The 16369-nt window shown below is 61.0% G+C and carries 16 protein-coding genes and 1 other RNA gene; 6 read left to right on the top strand and 11 right to left on the bottom strand.

Annotated elements, in window-relative coordinates:
* Window positions 1-61: 61 nt before the first annotated feature.
* Window positions 62-2935 (bottom strand): aminomethyl-transferring glycine dehydrogenase, encoded by a 2874-nt coding sequence (gene gcvP, locus F2P67_RS16350; protein WP_166221670.1) that lies wholly within the window; start codon window positions 2933-2935, stop codon window positions 62-64.
* 155 nt (window positions 2936-3090) lie between these two features.
* On the opposite strand from gcvP, the gene F2P67_RS16355 reads away from it, so the two are divergent.
* Entirely contained in the window at window positions 3091-4233 is a 1143-nt protein-coding gene (locus tag F2P67_RS16355; protein WP_166221672.1) for a DegT/DnrJ/EryC1/StrS family aminotransferase, read from the top strand.
* Window positions 4234-4306: 73 nt separating this feature from the next.
* On the opposite strand, the gene gcvH is transcribed toward F2P67_RS16355, so the two are convergent.
* The 9 genes from gcvH to F2P67_RS16400 all read right to left on the bottom strand — a co-directional run bounded on the left by gcvH (window position 4307) and on the right by F2P67_RS16400 (window position 13879).
* The gene (gene gcvH, locus F2P67_RS16360; RefSeq protein ID WP_166221674.1) at window positions 4307-4690 is read right to left on the bottom strand and encodes a glycine cleavage system protein GcvH; all 384 of its coding nucleotides are present in this window, start codon (window positions 4688-4690) and stop codon (window positions 4307-4309) included.
* A 49-nt stretch (window positions 4691-4739) separates the two neighbouring features.
* Window positions 4740-5822 carry a glycine cleavage system aminomethyltransferase GcvT gene (gene gcvT / locus F2P67_RS16365; protein ID WP_166221676.1) on the bottom strand — a complete coding sequence of 361 codons (1083 nt, stop codon included), beginning with the start codon at window positions 5820-5822 and terminating at the stop codon, window positions 4740-4742.
* A 155-nt stretch (window positions 5823-5977) separates the two neighbouring features.
* Complete coding sequence (locus F2P67_RS16370; RefSeq protein WP_166221678.1) at window positions 5978-7594, bottom strand: ABC transporter permease subunit; 1617 nt, start codon at window positions 7592-7594, stop codon at window positions 5978-5980.
* 246 nt (window positions 7595-7840) lie between these two features.
* Window positions 7841-8845, bottom strand: a complete 1005-nt coding sequence (locus tag F2P67_RS16375; RefSeq protein WP_166221680.1) for an extracellular solute-binding protein — start codon at window positions 8843-8845, stop codon at window positions 7841-7843.
* Between the two features lie 222 nt (window positions 8846-9067).
* Window positions 9068-10285: a 2-octaprenyl-3-methyl-6-methoxy-1,4-benzoquinol hydroxylase gene (locus F2P67_RS16380; RefSeq protein WP_166222257.1), complete on the bottom strand. Its 1218-nt coding sequence runs from the start codon at window positions 10283-10285 to the stop codon at window positions 9068-9070.
* 9 nt (window positions 10286-10294) lie between these two features.
* On the bottom strand, window positions 10295-10780 hold the full coding sequence (locus tag F2P67_RS16385) for a DUF4442 domain-containing protein (RefSeq protein WP_166221682.1): 486 nt from the start codon (window positions 10778-10780) through the stop codon (window positions 10295-10297).
* Complete coding sequence (gene ubiH, locus F2P67_RS16390; protein WP_166221684.1) at window positions 10773-11960, bottom strand: 2-octaprenyl-6-methoxyphenyl hydroxylase; 1188 nt, start codon at window positions 11958-11960, stop codon at window positions 10773-10775. The genes F2P67_RS16385 and ubiH overlap by 8 nt, the downstream gene beginning before the upstream one ends.
* Entirely contained in the window at window positions 11957-13291 is a 1335-nt protein-coding gene (gene pepP / locus F2P67_RS16395) for a Xaa-Pro aminopeptidase (RefSeq protein WP_166221685.1), read from the bottom strand. The genes ubiH and pepP overlap by 4 nt, the downstream gene beginning before the upstream one ends.
* 27 nt (window positions 13292-13318) lie before the next feature.
* The gene (locus F2P67_RS16400; protein WP_166221687.1) at window positions 13319-13879 is read right to left on the bottom strand and encodes a YecA/YgfB family protein; all 561 of its coding nucleotides are present in this window, start codon (window positions 13877-13879) and stop codon (window positions 13319-13321) included.
* Window positions 13880-14009: 130 nt separating this feature from the next.
* On the opposite strand from F2P67_RS16400, the gene F2P67_RS16405 reads away from it, so the two are divergent.
* The 4 genes from F2P67_RS16405 to F2P67_RS16420 all read left to right on the top strand — a co-directional run bounded on the left by F2P67_RS16405 (window position 14010) and on the right by F2P67_RS16420 (window position 15427).
* The gene (locus F2P67_RS16405) at window positions 14010-14219 is read left to right on the top strand and encodes a TIGR02449 family protein (RefSeq protein ID WP_007911197.1); all 210 of its coding nucleotides are present in this window, start codon (window positions 14010-14012) and stop codon (window positions 14217-14219) included.
* Window positions 14216-14533: a cell division protein ZapA gene (locus F2P67_RS16410; protein WP_007967943.1), complete on the top strand. Its 318-nt coding sequence runs from the start codon at window positions 14216-14218 to the stop codon at window positions 14531-14533. Before F2P67_RS16405 ends, F2P67_RS16410 begins: the two co-directional genes overlap by 4 nt.
* A 30-nt stretch (window positions 14534-14563) precedes the next feature.
* Window positions 14564-14742, top strand: a non-coding RNA gene (gene ssrS, locus F2P67_RS16415) — 6S RNA.
* Window positions 14743-14821: 79 nt separating this feature from the next.
* Entirely contained in the window at window positions 14822-15427 is a 606-nt protein-coding gene (locus F2P67_RS16420) for a 5-formyltetrahydrofolate cyclo-ligase (protein ID WP_166221688.1), read from the top strand.
* Window positions 15428-15462: 35 nt separating this feature from the next.
* Here F2P67_RS16420 and F2P67_RS16425 read toward each other — a convergent pair whose 3' ends face one another.
* A complete protein-coding gene (locus F2P67_RS16425) occupies window positions 15463-15618 on the bottom strand; it encodes a hypothetical protein (RefSeq protein WP_166221689.1) in 156 nt (51 codons plus the stop codon).
* A gap of 197 nt (window positions 15619-15815) precedes the next feature.
* Here F2P67_RS16425 and F2P67_RS16430 point away from each other — a divergent pair, with 197 nt between their 5' ends.
* The gene (locus F2P67_RS16430) at window positions 15816-16268 is read left to right on the top strand and encodes an EVE domain-containing protein (RefSeq protein WP_166221691.1); all 453 of its coding nucleotides are present in this window, start codon (window positions 15816-15818) and stop codon (window positions 16266-16268) included.
* Window positions 16269-16369 lie beyond the last annotated feature (101 nt).

The raw sequence follows: 16369 nt of genomic DNA on the forward strand, positions 1-16369 counted from the left end.
CGGCATTTTTTTGCCCGTAATTTCAAATCCCCCACATTTGGACTGTGTGCTTTCAGGGAAATCAGCGGTAATCATCCACCGGCACACACGCGCAATACAGATTGCGATCGCCGTAAACGTTATCCACCCGATTCACCGCCGGCCAATATTTGTGCGCCTTGGTGTGCGCATCCGGGGTAATACCCTGCTCGATGCTGTACGGCCTCTCCCACACCCCGGTGACATCCGCCAGCGTATGCGGCGCGCGCTTGAGCGGGTTGTCTTCGGCCGGCCAGTTGCCGTTTTGCACCTCGGTGATTTCCGCACGGATGCTCAGCATCGCGCCGATGAATCGGTCCAGTTCAGCCTTGGATTCGCTCTCGGTCGGCTCGACCATCAGGGTTCCCGGCACCGGGAAAGACATGGTCGGCGCGTGGAAGCCGTAATCCATCAAACGCTTGGCGACGTCTTCCTCGCTGATCCCGGTCTGCGCCTTCAGCGGCCGCAGATCAAGAATGCATTCGTGGGCCACGCGACCATTGCGCCCGGTATACAACACCGGGAACGCGCCGGACAAATGCTGCGCCAGATAGTTAGCCGCGAGAATCGCCACCTCACTGGCATCCGCCAGTTGCGGGCCCATCATGGCGATGTACATCCAGCTGATCGGCAGAATGCTCGCGCTGCCCCACGGCGCCGCGCTGACCGCACCGTTCTGCGCCAGCGGCCCGTCAATCGGCACCACCGGATGGTTGGCGACGAACGGCGCCAGGTGCGCGCGAATGCCGATCGGCCCCATGCCCGGCCCGCCACCACCGTGGGGAATGCAGAACGTCTTGTGCAGGTTCATGTGCGAGACATCGGCGCCGATGTCCGCCGGCCGCGCCAAGCCGACTTGCGCGTTGAGGTTGGCGCCATCCATGTACACCTGACCGCCGTGCTTGTGGATAACTTCACAGATCTCGCTGATGCCTTCTTCGTACACGCCGTGCGTCGACGGATAGGTCGCCATCAGGCAAGACAACCTGTCCCCGGCCTCGGCAGCTTTCGCTTTCAAATCCTCAAGATCGACGTTGCCGGCCTCGTCGCACTCGACGATCACCACACGCATCCCGGCCATCTGCGCCGAGGCCGGGTTGGTGCCGTGGGCCGAGGACGGAATCAGGCAAATGTCCCGCGCACCCTGCTGGCGGCTCTCGTGATATTTGCGGATGGCCAGCAGCCCGGCGTACTCCCCCTGCGCGCCGGAGTTGGGCTGCATGCAGATCGCGTCGAAGCCGGTGATCGCGCAGAGCCAGCGCTCAAGCTCTTCGATCATCAAGGTGTAGCCGACTGCCTGCTCTCGGGGCACAAACGGATGCAGGTTGGCGAACTGCGGCCAAGTGATCGGGATCATCTCGCTGGTGGCGTTGAGTTTCATGGTGCAAGAGCCCAGCGGAATCATCGACTGGTTGAGCGCCAGATCCTTGTTCTCCAGCTGCTTGAGGTAACGCAGCATCTCGGTTTCGCTGTGATGGGCGTTGAACACCGGATGGCGCAGGTAAGGCGTGCTGCGCTGGAGAAAGTCGGGAATGCCGCACGTCAGCACTTCAGCATCGAGATCGTCGACGTTCAAGCCATGATCGGCGCCGAGCAGCACGTCGAACAACTTCGCCACGGTGCTTTCATCGCTCGTTTCATCAAGGCTCAGACCCACACGACCGCGGCCAAGAATCCGCAGGTTGATCTGTGCAGCCTGGGCACTTTCGATGATCGCCGTTTGCGCGCCGCCAACGTCCAGCGTGAGGGTGTCGAAAAACTGCGCATTGATCCGGTTGATGCCATGGCGTTCAAGGCCTGTGGCCAGAATGCAGGTCAACCGATGCACCCGTTGGGCGATCCGTTTCAAGCCTTCCGGCCCGTGATACACCGCGTAGAAACTGGCAATGTTGGCCAACAGCACTTGCGCAGTGCAGATGTTGGAGTTGGCCTTCTCGCGGCGGATGTGTTGCTCTCGGGTTTGCAGGGCCATGCGCAGCGCGACGTTACCCCGGGCGTCTTTCGACACGCCGATGATCCGCCCGGGAATCGCCCGTTTGTATTCCTCGCGGCTGGCAAAAAACGCCGCGTGCGGGCCGCCGTAACCCATGGGTACGCCGAAACGCTGAGACGAACCGAACACCACGTCGGCGCCCAGTTCGCCCGGCGGCGTCAGCAACAACAGACTCAACAGATCCGTAGCGACGCAGGCCAGTGCCTGTTGCGCATGCAAGTGATCGATCAGTGGTCGCAGATCACGGATCTCGCCATGCGTGTCGGGATACTGCAGCAGCGCGCCGAACACTTGGTGCTGCTTCAAGTTATCCACAGCGTCGATGATCAACTCGAAGCCGAAACCTTCGGCGCGGGTCTGCACGACGGAAATGGTCTGTGGATGACAGTTCTCGTCGACGAAAAACAGATTGCTCTTCGACTTGGCGACACGTTTGGCCAGCGCCATGGCTTCGGCTGCCGCCGTGGCTTCATCGAGCAACGAGGCGTTGGCCAGTTCCAGGCCGGTGAGGTCGATGGTCATTTGCTGGAAATTCAGCAAGGCTTCGAGCCGGCCCTGAGCGATCTCCGGTTGATACGGCGTGTACGCGGTGTACCAACCGGGGTTTTCCAGCACGTTGCGCAAGATAACGGCCGGCGTGAGGGTGTCGTGGTAACCCATGCCGATCAGGCTGGTCCAGACCTGATTCTGCTCGGCGTACCCGCGCAGTCTGGCCAGTGCGGCCTGCTCATCCAGCGCTGGCGGCAGATCCAGTGCGCGGTTGAAGCGGATACCCGGTGGCACCGTTTGCTCGATCAGTTCGACCCGACTGCCCAGCCCGAGGCTGTCGAGCATCGCCTGTTGCTCGGCGGCGTCGGGGCCGAGGTGGCGGCGCAGAAAGGCATCGGGGTCGCGTAACTGGCTCAGGGACGGCAACTGGGACATGACGGGCTCTCTCTTGGCTGGCGCTCGGCGTCAATGCAACACGGTCAAACCAGCATAGCAGCCGATGCCGACGCGCACGGCTTGGCGGCGCAGGCTGTTCCGGGCCATGCTGTGCTGCCTGCTTCAGGCGTCCAACGCGCGGATGATTGAAATTCATGAGCCAACTGCCAGTCCTGCCTTTTTCCAAACCTGTCATCGATGAAGCGACGATTGCCGCTGTGGGCGACGTGCTGCGCTCCGGCTGGATCACCAGCGGGCCGAAGGTACAAGCCTTCGAAGCGCAGCTTTCGGAATACTTCGGTGGCCGCCCGGTGCGCACGTTCAACTCCGGCACCTGCACCATGGAAATAGCCTTGCGCATCGCCGGCGTCGGCCCGGGCGACGAGGTCATCACCACAGCGATTTCCTGGGTGGCCACCGCCAACGTGATCCTCGAAGTCGGCGCCACGCCGGTGTTTGCCGATATTGATCCGGTGACTCGCAACATCGATCTGAACAAGCTCGAAGCGGCCATCACCCCGCGCACCAAAGCGCTGATTCCGGTGTACCTCGCCGGGTTACCAGTGGACATGGATCGTCTCTACGCCATTGCCCGCAAACACAATCTGCGCATCGTCGAAGACGCCGCTCAGGCCTTGGGATCGAGCTGGAACGGCCAGCGCATCGGCGCCACCGGCGACTTCGTGTCGTTCAGTTTTCAGGCGAACAAGAATGTCACCTGTTCCGAAGGCGGATGCCTGGTATTGAACACGCCTGAGGAAGCACGGCTGGCCGAGAAGTACCGTCTGCAAGGCGTTACCCGCAACGGTTTCGATGGTCTGGACGTCGATGTGCTGGGCGGCAAGTTCAACATGACCGATGTCGCAGCCACCATCGGCCTCGGGCAGTTCGCTCACATCGAAACGCTGACCGCTCATCGCCGTGAGCTGGCCCGGCATTACTTCAAATGCTTTGGCGAGGATTTCGAAGCTGTCTATGGCGCGCAACTGCCGCCGGCGGATTTCGCGAACAGCAACTGGCACCTGTTCCAACTGGTGTTGCCGGAGCGCAAGGACGGGCGGCCGGCGCGGGCAACCTTTATGGAACAGATGCAGGCGCACGGCATTGGCATCGGCTATCACTACCCGTCGATCCATTTGCTGAGCTTGTACCGCGAGCGCGGTTTCAAAGAAGGCATGTTGCCGGTGGCCGAGCGTGTCGGGCGGCTGATCGTGTCACTGCCGATGTTCACTGCGATGAACAAGGATGACGTCGAGCGCTCGGTAGCGGCGGTCAAAGCCGTGTTGCGCGACGCCTGATCGCTCTCCCGCCAGAAAACATCGCCCACAAAAAAGCCCCGACGGATCGGGGCTTTGGGATGCAGCATTGCGCTTATTCGCCGATGGCAGCCTTGTAGGCAGCGGCGTCGAGCAGCTTGTCCAGCTCGGCCTTGTCGCTTGGCTTGAGCTTGAAGATCCAGGCAGCGTATGGATCGTTGTTCAGTTCTTCCGGCGAGTTAGCCAGTTCGTCGTTGACCGCAATCACTTCGCCGCCAACCGGGGAGTAGATGTCGGAAGCCGCCTTCACCGACTCGACAACACCTGCCGCATCACCGGCAGCAAACACCTTGCCGACCTCAGCCAGTTCGACGAACACCACGTCACCCAGCGCTTCTTGCGCGTGATCGCTGATGCCCACGGTAACCGTGCCGTCGGCTTCCAGACGTGCCCATTCATGACTTTCGGCAAAACGCAGTTCAGCGGGGATATTGCTCATGTTCGGTGTCCTCAGGAAATAGGTCAGCGGTCGAGCCCGCCGAAAAAGGTTAGATCAAAGTTTTGCCGTGGCGCACGAAGGTCGGTTTGACCACACGTACCGGGTACCACTTGCCACGGATTTCCACTTCGGCGCGGTCGGCGGTGGCCATCGGAACACGCGCCAGGGCAATCGATTTGCTCAGCGTAGGAGAGAAACTACCACTGGTGATCTCTCCTTCGCCAACATCGGCGATGCGAACCACCTGATGAGCACGCAAAACACCGCGTTCTTCCAGCACCAGACCGACCAGTTTGTGCGCAACTCCGGCGGCTTTTTCCGCCTCCAGCGCGGCGCGGCCGATGAACTGACGCGCGGCCGGTTCCCAGGCAATGCTCCAGGCCATGTTCGAGGCGAGCGGCGAAACGTCTTGATGAATGTCCTGACCGTAGAGGTTCATCCCGGCTTCAACCCGTAGCGTGTCGCGGGCGCCGAGGCCTATCGGCGAAATGCCGGCACCGACCAGATCGTTGAAAAACGCTGGAGCCTGATCGGCCGGCAGGGCGATTTCCAGACCGTCTTCACCGGTATAACCTGTACGGGCAATGAACCAGTCGCCATCGACTTCAGCTTCGAACGGTTTGAGGTGATGGATCAGTGCAGCGCGGGACTGGGTGACCAGTTCGGCAATCTTGTGCCGGGCCTGCGGGCCTTGAATGGCGAGCATGGCCAGTTCGGAGCGCTCGTGCAGTTGCACGTCATAACCGCCCAGTTGGGCGTTCATCCAGGCCAGATCCTGATCGCGGGTGGAGGCGTTGACCACCAACCGATAGCCGTCCTCGAGACGGTAGACGATCATGTCGTCAACGATGCCGCCGCGCTCGTTGAGCATGGTGCTGTACAACGCACGGCCGGGACGGTGCAGGCGCTCGACGTCATTGGCCAGCAAATGCTGAAGCCAGGCTTTGGCCTGAACACCGGTGACATCAATAACGGTCATGTGGGAAACATCGAATACCCCGCAATCGCGGCGCACCTCGTGGTGCTCCTCGACCTGCGAGCCGTAATGCAGTGGCATGTCCCAACCGCCAAAATCGACCATCTTCGCGCCGAGGGCGAGATGCAGGTCATACAGAGGCGTACGCTGTCCCATGGGTTTCTCCTTCCGGGCGTGGCGAGGGTGCGGACAGCCGCTGCACGGGGGAAAGCCTTGAAATAGAAGACTCCCAGCCGATTTCAGCGAACGGGTCTGTCAGACGAACCGCACCGAATGCCGCGCATTGTAGCCGCATGATTCAGGACTCACTACTAAGTGTTTCGATGGGCGGAGCGGCGAATCAGGCCGATGACTGGCAACAGTCCGACCAGAACCAGAGTCAACGCCGGCAACGATGCCCGCGCCCATTCGCCTTCGCTGGTCATTTCAAAGATCCGCACCGCCAGCGTGTCCCAGCCAAACGGGCGCATCAGCAGGGTCGCGGGCATTTCCTTGAGCACATCGACGAACACCAGCAACGCAGCACTCAACGTGCCGGGCAGCAAAAGTGGCAGATACACTTTGAAAAACAGTCGCGGCCCACTGACACCCAGGCTACGTGCCGCTTCGGGCAAAGATGGCCGTACACGCGCCAGGCTGCCTTCCAGCGGCCCGTAGGCGACAGCAATGAATCGCACCAGATAAGCCATCAGCAGCGCCGCCAGACTACCCAACAGCAAAGGTTTGCCGGCGCCACCGAGCCAGCCCGAGAGCGGGATCACCAGCTCACGATCCAGATAACTGAACGCCAGCATGATCGACACCGCCAACACCGAACCCGGCAAGGCATAACCGAGGTTGGCCAGACTGACCCCGGAACGGATCGCCCGCGTCGGCGCCAAACGTCGGGCAAATGCCAGCAACAACGCGACGCTGACGGTGATCAGTGCGGCCATGCCGCCCAGATACAGGGTGTGCAGAATCAGCCCGGCGTAGCGCTCATCCAGATCGGAGCGCCCGCGCTGCCAGAACCAGACAATCAGTTGCAGCAGCGGAATTACGAAGGCGCAGGCGAACACTAATCCGCACCAGCTCATCGCCGCGAACGCCTTGAGCCCGCGCAGGTGGTACAGCGCCTTGACCCGTGGTCGCTCGTTGCTCGCCCGGTTGGCCCCGCGTGCGCGGCGCTCGCCGTACAACACCAGCATCACCACCAGCAGCAACAGGCTGGCCAGTTGTGCCGCGCTCGGCAGGCTGAAAAAGCCGTACCAGGTTTTGTAGATCGCGGTGGTGAAGGTGTCGAAGTTGAATACCGAGACCGCACCGAAGTCCGCCAGGGTTTCCATCAGTGCCAGCGCCACGCCGGCACCGATGGCCGGTCGCGCCATCGGCAACGCCACGCGCCAGAACGCTTGCCAAGGCGATTGCCCGAGCACCCGTGCGGCTTCCATCAAACCCTTGCCTTGCGCAAGAAACGCGGTGCGCGCCAGCAAGTAAACGTAGGGGTAAAAGACCAGCACCAACACCACAATCACCCCGCCAGTGGAGCGCACTCGCGGTAGCCGCAGGCCTGAGCCGAACCATTCGCGCAGCAGCGTTTGCACCGGGCCGGCGAAATCCAGCAAGCCGACGAAGACGAAGGCCAGCACGTAAGCCGGGATGGCGAACGGCAACATCAGCGCCCAGTCGAGCCAGCGGCGTCCGGGGAATTCACAGAGGCTGGTGAGCCAGGCGAGGCTGACGCCGAGCAGCGTCACGCCGACACCGACGCCGACGACCAGCGTCAGGGTGTTGCCCAGCAGGCGCGGCATCTGGGTTTCCCACAGGTGCGACCAGATCTGCTGATCGATGGTCTGCCACGAGAGCAGCAGGACGCTCAGGGGTAACAGCACCAACGCGGCGATGGCGAAGACGATGGGGTACCAGCGGCGTTGGGCGGGGTGGGCCACTTTTAGAACTCTGGAGGGATGTAGGTGTTCTTGATTTTTTTGTTTCAGGTCAGGATTGCTGCCCTCACCCTAACCCTCTCCCGGAGGGAGAGGGGACTGACCGTGATTATCTTTCGGGTTACGCCGACCTGATAAATCGAGCCGAACTCAGGTCTCGAAAGCAACCCAAATCGGCTCCCTCTCCCTCCGGGAGAGGGCTGGGGTGAGGGCAGCGGTATCATGGCAAACAATGGTTTCAGGAAGGACTCAGTTCCAACCCGCCCGATCCATCATCCGGATTGCCTCGGCCTGACGTTTGCCCGCCACTTCCACCGGCAAGGTATCCGCGACGAACTGGCCCCACGCCGCCACTTCTTCCGAAGGTTTCACTGCCGGGTTGGCCGGGAATTCCTGGTTCACGTCAGCAAAGATCTTCTGCGCTTCAGGCGTGGTCATCCATTCAACCAGCGCCTTGGCCGCTTCCGGGTGCGGCGCGTGTTTGGTCAGGCCGATCCCCGACAGGTTGACGTGCACGCCGCGATCCGCCTGATTCGGCCAGAACAGTTTTACTGGCAGATCCGGCTTCTGCTTGTGCAGACGACCGTAGTAGTAAGTGTTGACGATGCCGACATCGCACTGACCAGCGTTGATCGCTTCGAGCACCGCGACGTCATCGGAGAACACGTCGGTGGACAGGTTGTTGACCCAGCCCTTGAGGATCTTCTCGGTCTTCTCGGCACCATGGACTTCGATCATGGTTGCGGTCAGCGACTGGTTGTAGACCTTCTTCGCCGTGCGCAGGCACAGGCGCCCTTCCCAGTTTTTGTCGGCCAGTGCTTCGTAAGTGGTCAGCTCGCCCGGCTTCACGCGTTGGGTCGAATAGGCAATGGTGCGCGCGCGCAGGCTGAGGCCAGTCCAGGCATGGCTGGACGAGCGATATTGCAAAGGAATGTTGGCGTCGATGGTCTTCGACGTGAACGGCTGGAGAATGCCCATCTGCTCAGCCTGCCAGAGGTTGCCGGCATCGACGGTCAGCAACAGGTCGGCGGTGGCGTTCTCGCCTTCGGCCTTGATGCGCTGCATCAGCGGCGCTTCCTTGTCGGTGATGAACTTGATCTTCACCCCGGTCTTGGCGGTGTAGGCATCAAACACCGGTTTGATCAGCTCATCGATGCGCGACGAGTAAACCACCACCTCATCAGCGGCCTGGGCCGTGGTGCTGCCGATCAGGGTCAAGGCCAGTGCGGTCAGAAGACGCTTGGGTGCCAACATGGGAGTGGTCTCTCGGTCGGAAAAATGTGGGCCAAATGATAAGGACTCACATTTACCACCTCAATCGAACTCTTTTTGAAGGAGTTACCAGATGTTGCACAAGCTGAAATCTTTGCTGTCGACTCTGGCCCTTTCGCGAGCAAGCCCGCTCCCACACTGGAATGCATTTCAAATGTGGGAGCGGGCTTGCTCGCGAAGAGGCCAACAGCCGCGATGAAGATCTCAGGGTTTGGCGAGACTCGGAAGATCGCCGGTTAAACCCAGTGCTTCGCGCACGAACAAGGCCTTCGCCTCAGGCAACTGCTCGACCAGTTTCAACCCGGTGTTGCGCAACCAGCGCAGCGGCAAAGGATCAGCCTGGAACAACCGTTCAAAGCCCTCCATTGCGGCCATCAGCGCCAGGTTATGCGGCATGCGCCGACGCTCGTAACGGCTGAGGACTTTCACGTCTGCCAGACGCTCGCCACGCTCGTGCGCTTGTAACAACACTTCGGCCAGCACCGCCGCATCGAGGAAGCCCAGGTTCACGCCCTGCCCCGCCAACGGATGAATGGTGTGCGCCGCGTCGCCAATCAGCGCCAACCCTTCAGCCACGTAACGCTTGGCGTGGCGTTGACGCAGCGGCACGCACAGGCGCGGGTCAGCGCTGATGACTTCGCCGAGGCAGCCTTCAAACGCACGCTCCAGTTCACGGCAGAAATCCGCCTCATCCATTTTCATCAAGCGCTCGGCCTCGCTCGGCGTGGTCGACCAGACAATCGAACACCAATCCTGCTGGTCGTCACGTTCAAGCGGCAGAAACGCCAAGGGGCCGTGATCGGTGAAGCGCTGCCACGCGGTCATCTGGTGCGGTTTGCTGCAGCGCACGCTGGTGACGATGGCGTGATGCAGATAATCCCATTCGCGGGTCGCCACGCCTGTCAGGCGGCGTACGGCCGAATTGGCGCCATCCGCTGCAATCACCAGCGGCGCACGCAATTGCCGACCATCGGCCAGCGTTAGCAGCCAGTCATCGCCGGAGCGACGCATCTGTTCCAGTCGTGCATTGGCCAGCAGGCCCAGATCGCAATCGTGCAAACGGTCGAGCAAGGCGTCCTGAACCACACGGTTCTCGACAATATGGCCAAGGACGTCGGCGTGCACACTGCTCGCCGAAAAATGAATCTGCCCGGTGCCGCTGCCGTCCCACACGTGCATGTCGGTGTACGGACTGCTGCGCCGCCTGGCGATGCCATCCCAGACGCCAAGGCGTTCGAGGATTCGCTGGCTGGCCGCCGACAGCGCACTGACACGCGGTTCAAACGCCGCATCGGCATCGAATGGTTTGACGCTCAACGGGCTGCCGTCGAGCAGCAGGACTTCCAGCCCGCTGTCCTGCAGTGCCAGCGCCAAAGCGCTGCCGACCATTCCGGCTCCGACAATCAGCAGATCTGCGCGCATTTCCATGCTTTAAGCCTGTCTCGCTTGCGGCTTGAGCCGCACGTAAAGGGTTTTACCGACCCGCGCCACCAGATTGCCGGCGCCGTCATGAATGTCGACCTGCAACTGCGGCAGGTATTTCTCGCCACTGGCGGTCTGCCGGCGAACCTCGTCGAGCAACGTCTCGTCGATATGAAAACTGGCGAACACCGGGCCCTTGCCCGGCGCAATGAAATCGATGTCAGCCGCCTTGTCCCAGACGATGTAGCGCGACCCAAGGTTTTCCATGAGCATCAGCATGAAAAACGGATCGACCATCGAATACAGACTGCCGCCGAACTGGGTGCCGACGTAATTGCGGTTGTACCAACCCAGTCCCATCGACACCTGAATGTCACGAAAGTCATCGCTGATGTGCCGCACCCGCACCCCGGCGCCGAGATATGGCGGGTAAAAGGTCATGACCCAGCGCATCAACCGCGCCTTGCCGAACGAACGCATCAACCGGTTACGCATCCGGACGTGTTCCCAAGCCCATGGCCTGACGGGCAAACCAGCGTTTGGCCGGCGGCAGCAGATCGAGGCCGAGCAGGCCGATGTTGCGGCCCAGCGAGACCAGCGGCTGTGTGCTGCCGAAAAGGCGCGTGACCTGATCGGAGAAGCCGACGGTGAGATCCTGATCGAGACGCTGACGCTCGCGATACGCCTGCAACGTGGCGAAGTCGCCGAGCGGTTTGTCACTGCTCAACAGCGCAGCGGCCAAGGCGTCGGCATCGCGCAGGGACAGGTTGAATCCCTGACCGGCAATCGGATGCAGACTGTGCGCCGCGTTGCCGAGCACGGCGAGATGCGAACGCACTTGCTCTTCGGCCTCCACCAGCGACAACGGATACAGATGCCGCGCACCGACCTGTTTCAGCGTACCGAGGCGATAACCGAACACGCCCTGCAATTCGCTGAGGAAATCGCGCTCGCTCAGGTCTGCCAAACGCTGCGCGTCCATGCCCAGACGGGTCCAGACCAGCGCGCAGCGGTTTTCCGGTAGCGGCAACAGCGCCATCGGGCCTTCATCGGTGAAACGCTCGAAGGCCATGCCGTTGTGCGCTTCGCTCGGGGTGATGTTGGCAATCAGCGCACTCTGGTTGTACGGACGCTTGCGCACGTTGATGCCCAACTGTTCGCGCAGCCCGGAACGGCCGCCATCGGCAAGCACCGCGAGGTCGCATTCAAGCGTGGTTTCATCGTTGAGGGTCAGGCGATAGCCATCGGGCAGCGGCTCCATGCGCGTGACTTCTGCCGGGCAACGCCAACTGATCACTTCTTTATCGATGTGCTGCCACAGGCACTGACCGAGCCAGGCGTTTTCCACCACGTAACCGAGCGCCGGCACGCCCTCTTCCATCGCCGACAAACGTGCGGTGGAGAAGCGGCCCCGGTCGGAGACGTGGATCTGTTTGATCGGCTCGGCGCGGCGGGAGATTTCCTGCCACACGCCCAGCCGTTGATAGATTTGACGGGATCCGAAAGAAAGCGCCGACGAACGCGCGTCGTAACTCGGCTGCCAGCTGTCGCCGGGAGCGAAGGGTTCGATCAGGACGATTTTCCAGCCACGCGCCTTGGCCCCGGCCTGTAAGGCCAACGCCAGACTGGCGCCAACCAGGCCGCCACCGATGATTGCCAGATTGACTCGACTCATGCCGCGTGTGTCCGTGCTTGCGCCATCAGCGCTTCGATTTCAGCGACGCTTTTCGGCACGCCGCCGGTGAGGATTTCACAGCCCGTTTTGGTCACTACCACGTCGTCCTCGATGCGCACGCCAATGCCGCGCCATTTTTTCGCTACATTCTGGTTGTCCGGAGCGATGTAGATGCCCGGCTCAACGGTCAGCGCCATGCCGACTTCCAGCACGCGCCATTCGCCGCCGACCTTGTACTCGCCGACGTCGTGCACATCCATGCCCAGCCAGTGACCGGCGCGGTGCATGTAAAACGCTTTGTAGGCTTCCGTCGCGATCAACTCGTCGACTTCGCCCTGCAACAATCCGAGCTTCACCAGCCCGGTGGTGATCACTCGAACCGTGGCTTCATGGGCCTGGTTCCAGTGTTTGTTCGGGGCGATTTCGGCGAACGCGGCTTCCTGCGAAGCCAATACCAATTCGTAGATCGCTTTCTGTTCAGGCGAAAACGTGCCGTTGACCGGCCAGGTGCGCGTGATGTCACTGGCATAGCAGTCGATCTCGCAACCGGCATCGATCAGCACCAGATCGCCGTCCTTGAGCAACGCGTCATTCTGCTGGTAATGCAGGATGCAGCTGTTGCGTCCGGCGGCGACGATTGAGCCGTAGGCCGGCATCTTCGCCCCACCCTTGCGGAACTCGTAGTCGAGTTCGGCTTCCAGACTGTACTCGTAAAGCCCGGCCCGGCTGGCCTGCATCGCGCGAATGTGGGCTTGCGCCGAGATCCGTGCGGCTTCGCGCATCACCTTCACTTCTGCCGCCGATTTATACAGGCGCATGTCGTGCAGCAGATGATCCAGGGCAACGAATTCGTTCGGTGGCTGGGCGCCGAGGTGCGCCTTGGAGCGGATCACGTTGATCCAGTCCATCAGGTGCCGATCGAATTCCGGGTTGCTGCCCATCGCCGAATACACCCGGTCACGACCTTCGATCAGGCCCGGGAGAATGTCGTCGATGTCGGTAATCGGAAAGGCATCGTCGGCGCCGAAGTCGCGGATCGCGCCTTCCTGCCCTGCGCGTAAACCGTCCCACAATTCGCGTTCGGCATTGCGTTCACGGCAGAACAGCACGTATTCGCCATGCTCGCGGCCGGGCATCAAGACGATGACGGCTTGCGGCTCGGGAAACCCGCTGAGGTACTGAAAGTCGCTGTCCTGACGGTAGACGTGCTCGACGTCGCGGTTGCGAATCGCCACCGCGGCGGCGGGCAGGATCGCGATACTGTTGGGTTCCATCTGCGCCATCAGCGCCTTGCGGCGACGGCTGTATTCCGCTTTCGGGATATGGATCATGGGCAGATGGCTTTCCCTGGCACGCGATTAATGCAGCGACGGCTTGGCGGCTGGCGGCACGTCGGCTTTTTTGGTTTCCGAGAACAGCAGCAGCGGCGCGACGCGCAGGTACTCCATGACTTCCATGTAGTCGGATTCACCGTCTTCGGATTCTTCCAGGGCATCTTGCACCTGAGAAATGGCAGCCAGATCCTGCAGCACTTCGGTGGCTTCGGTGCTGAGCATGCTGCTGTCGCGGCAGTTCAGGCCGAAACCGCTGAGGAAGCCCTGGCACCACTCGCCCAATGCAGCGGCGCGGTCGGCCAGCGGTGCGTCATCGGTCGGCAGCAGCAGAACGACGGTGACGTCGTCGCCGGTCAGTTCGCCTTTGACCATCTCTTGCAGGCCGATCAGGGCGTTGCGGACGTTGTCCTGGATGTCGCCTTCGAGCAGTTCGGCGGCGTCGATCAGCCAGCCTTCGTTGTCGAAGCCAGCGCCGGCGCAGCTGCGGCCGAGCAGCAGGCCATGCAGTTCGGCAGGCGAGACATTGTGGCCGCTGGAGGTCAGCAGGGTGGCAAAGGCTTGGTACGGGGAATTCGCAATGGTCATGGGCAGCTAGGCGCCAGACGGCGCTATGTCTAGAATGAAGGCCTTGTATCCTACATCGACAGACTCGCCAAGACTATTAAAGGCTGTCCGCCAGCTATCCCATCAGACAGACTCCAACTCAGTGGACACAATGGAAGACACCGACCTGCAAGCGCTGATGGCCAGACTCGAACTGCTGATTGGCCGAGTCGAGCAACTTAAGAGTCAAAACGCACTCTTACTAGCTCAGGAAAAGACCTGGCGCGAGGAACGCGCTCACCTCATTGAAAAAAACGAAATCGCCCGGCGTAAGGTCGAATCGATGATTTCGCGCCTCAAGGCCCTGGAGCAAGACTCATGAGTTCAAGCAATAGCGTTACCGTGCAGATCCTCGACAAAGAGTATTCGATCATCTGCCCGCAGGAAGAACGCAGCAATCTGGTCAGTGCCGCGCGTTACCTGGACGGCAAGATGCGCGAGATCCGCAGCAGCGGCAAAGTCATCGGTGCCGACCGCATTGCCGTGATGGCTGCGCTGAACATCACCCATGACCTCTTGCACAAAGAAGAGCGCCCGGACATCCAGGCCAGCGGCTCGACCCGTGAACAGGTGCGCGACTTGCTCGATCGTGTCGATCTGGTGCTGGCCGACGATCCGGACATCAGCAAGGGCTGATTCGCCAGACCGCTTGAGGTATACTCGCGGCACTCCCTGGGGTGCTTGCCAGTTGACGATGTCCCTGAGCCGATTCGCACTACCCTGGAAGTTGCACGTTGGGCTGGTGTGCATGTCCGCCAGACGGAAAGCCTTAAGGTCTACTGCATCTTCCACCTTGAACTTTCGGGTTCAAGGGCTAAGTTGACAGCGGTTCATCCGGGGAGCCTGATTCGAATCCGATGTCGGTGAAAACCGCCATCGGATTTTTTATGCGTGCGTTTTCGTCCAACCTGCCGAAGCCGAACCATGACCGAACCCGCGTTGCTGCCTCGCCCACAACTCCGTCGCCTGCTGCGCAAGGCGCGTCGTTCACTCACCCCCGGTGAACAACGCCAAGCCGCCAAAGGCCTGTTCCGGCAACTGGCACAAGACCCGCATTTTCGCCGGGCAAAACACATTTCTCTGTACCTGCCCACCGACGGTGAAATCGACCCGCGCCTGTTGCTGCGCGAAGCCCAGCGACGCGGCAAGGCCACGTACTTGCCGGTACTCAGCGCCTGGCCGCGAACCAAAATGGTCTTCCAGCGCATCCGTCCCGGCGAAAAACTCAAACCCAATCGCTTCCGCATTCTCGAACCGCGCGCGCAATTGGCGCGCCAGCGAAAAATCTGGACGCTGGATCTGGTGCTGTTGCCGCTGGTGGGATTTGACGACGTCGGTGGGCGACTGGGGATGGGCGGCGGTTTCTATGACCGGAGCCTGGCGTATCTGGCGCGGCGCCAGAACTGGCGCAAGCCGACGCTGCTGGGGCTGGCCCATGAATGTCAGAAAGTCGAACGACTGGCGCAGGCGAGCTGGGATGTCCCGTTACAAGGCACGGTTACCGACAAGGCCTGGTATTTCGCGGAATAGACGCCGCGCAGAACAGCGGCGCCCAGAAAGCAGTTTCAGCGTTTGAACGCTGTCGACTGTTGAACCTGTTGCGCCACTTCCATCGGTGCATCGGCCTTGTTGGCCCACAGGCTTTGCGCATAACCGGTGGTCACGACGCCCAGACCGAACAAAATCACCAAAGTCCACAGCAAATCCGGTTTGCGTTTCATCGATTGCCCCCCTCAAGGCACATCATCACGATGACAGCAGCGGTTTCCATTCGTAGGCCGTGCAGCAGCGTCAAGCTTTAAAGGCCGGCATTTTGCGACAACGTGAACCTCTGCGCAAACGCTGACGTCAACCGACCGTCGGTTTGTCATAAAATTGCCCGACAACTTGTCCAATGACCGCATCAGGAGCAAACACCATGGCCTATTGGCTGATGAAATCCGAGCCCGACGAGCTCTCGATCAAAGGCCTGGAAAAACTCGGCAAAGCGCGCTGGGACGGGGTTCGCAACTATCAGGCGCGCAATTTTCTGCGGGCCATGGCGGTGGGAGACGAGTTCTTTTTCTACCATTCCAGCTGCCCGGAGCCCGGAATTGCCGGGATCGGCAAAATAATCGAAGCCGCGTACCCGGATCCCACCGCACTGGAGCCGGAAAGTCACTACTTCGACCCGAAAGCCACGCCGGAGAAAAACGCCTGGAGCGCGATTGATGTCGCTCACGTAGAGACGTTTGCACGGGTATTGAAGCTTGATTATTTGAAGCAGCAGACAGCGCTGGCCGAGATGCCGTTGGTGCAGAAGGGTTCGCGGTTGTCGGTGATGCCGGTGACGCCGGAGCAGTGGGCGGCGGTTATTGCGCTGAAACCTTGAGTCATTGGTTGCCTGACAAAACGCCTTCGCGAGCGAGCCCGCTCCCACAGGGTTCAGCGGCGATCACACAAATGTGTGGCACCACAAAACCACTCTGGGAG

Source organism: Pseudomonas atagonensis (genome assembly GCF_011369485.1).
GTDB classification, from domain to species: Bacteria; Pseudomonadota; Gammaproteobacteria; order Pseudomonadales; family Pseudomonadaceae; genus Aquipseudomonas; species Aquipseudomonas atagonensis.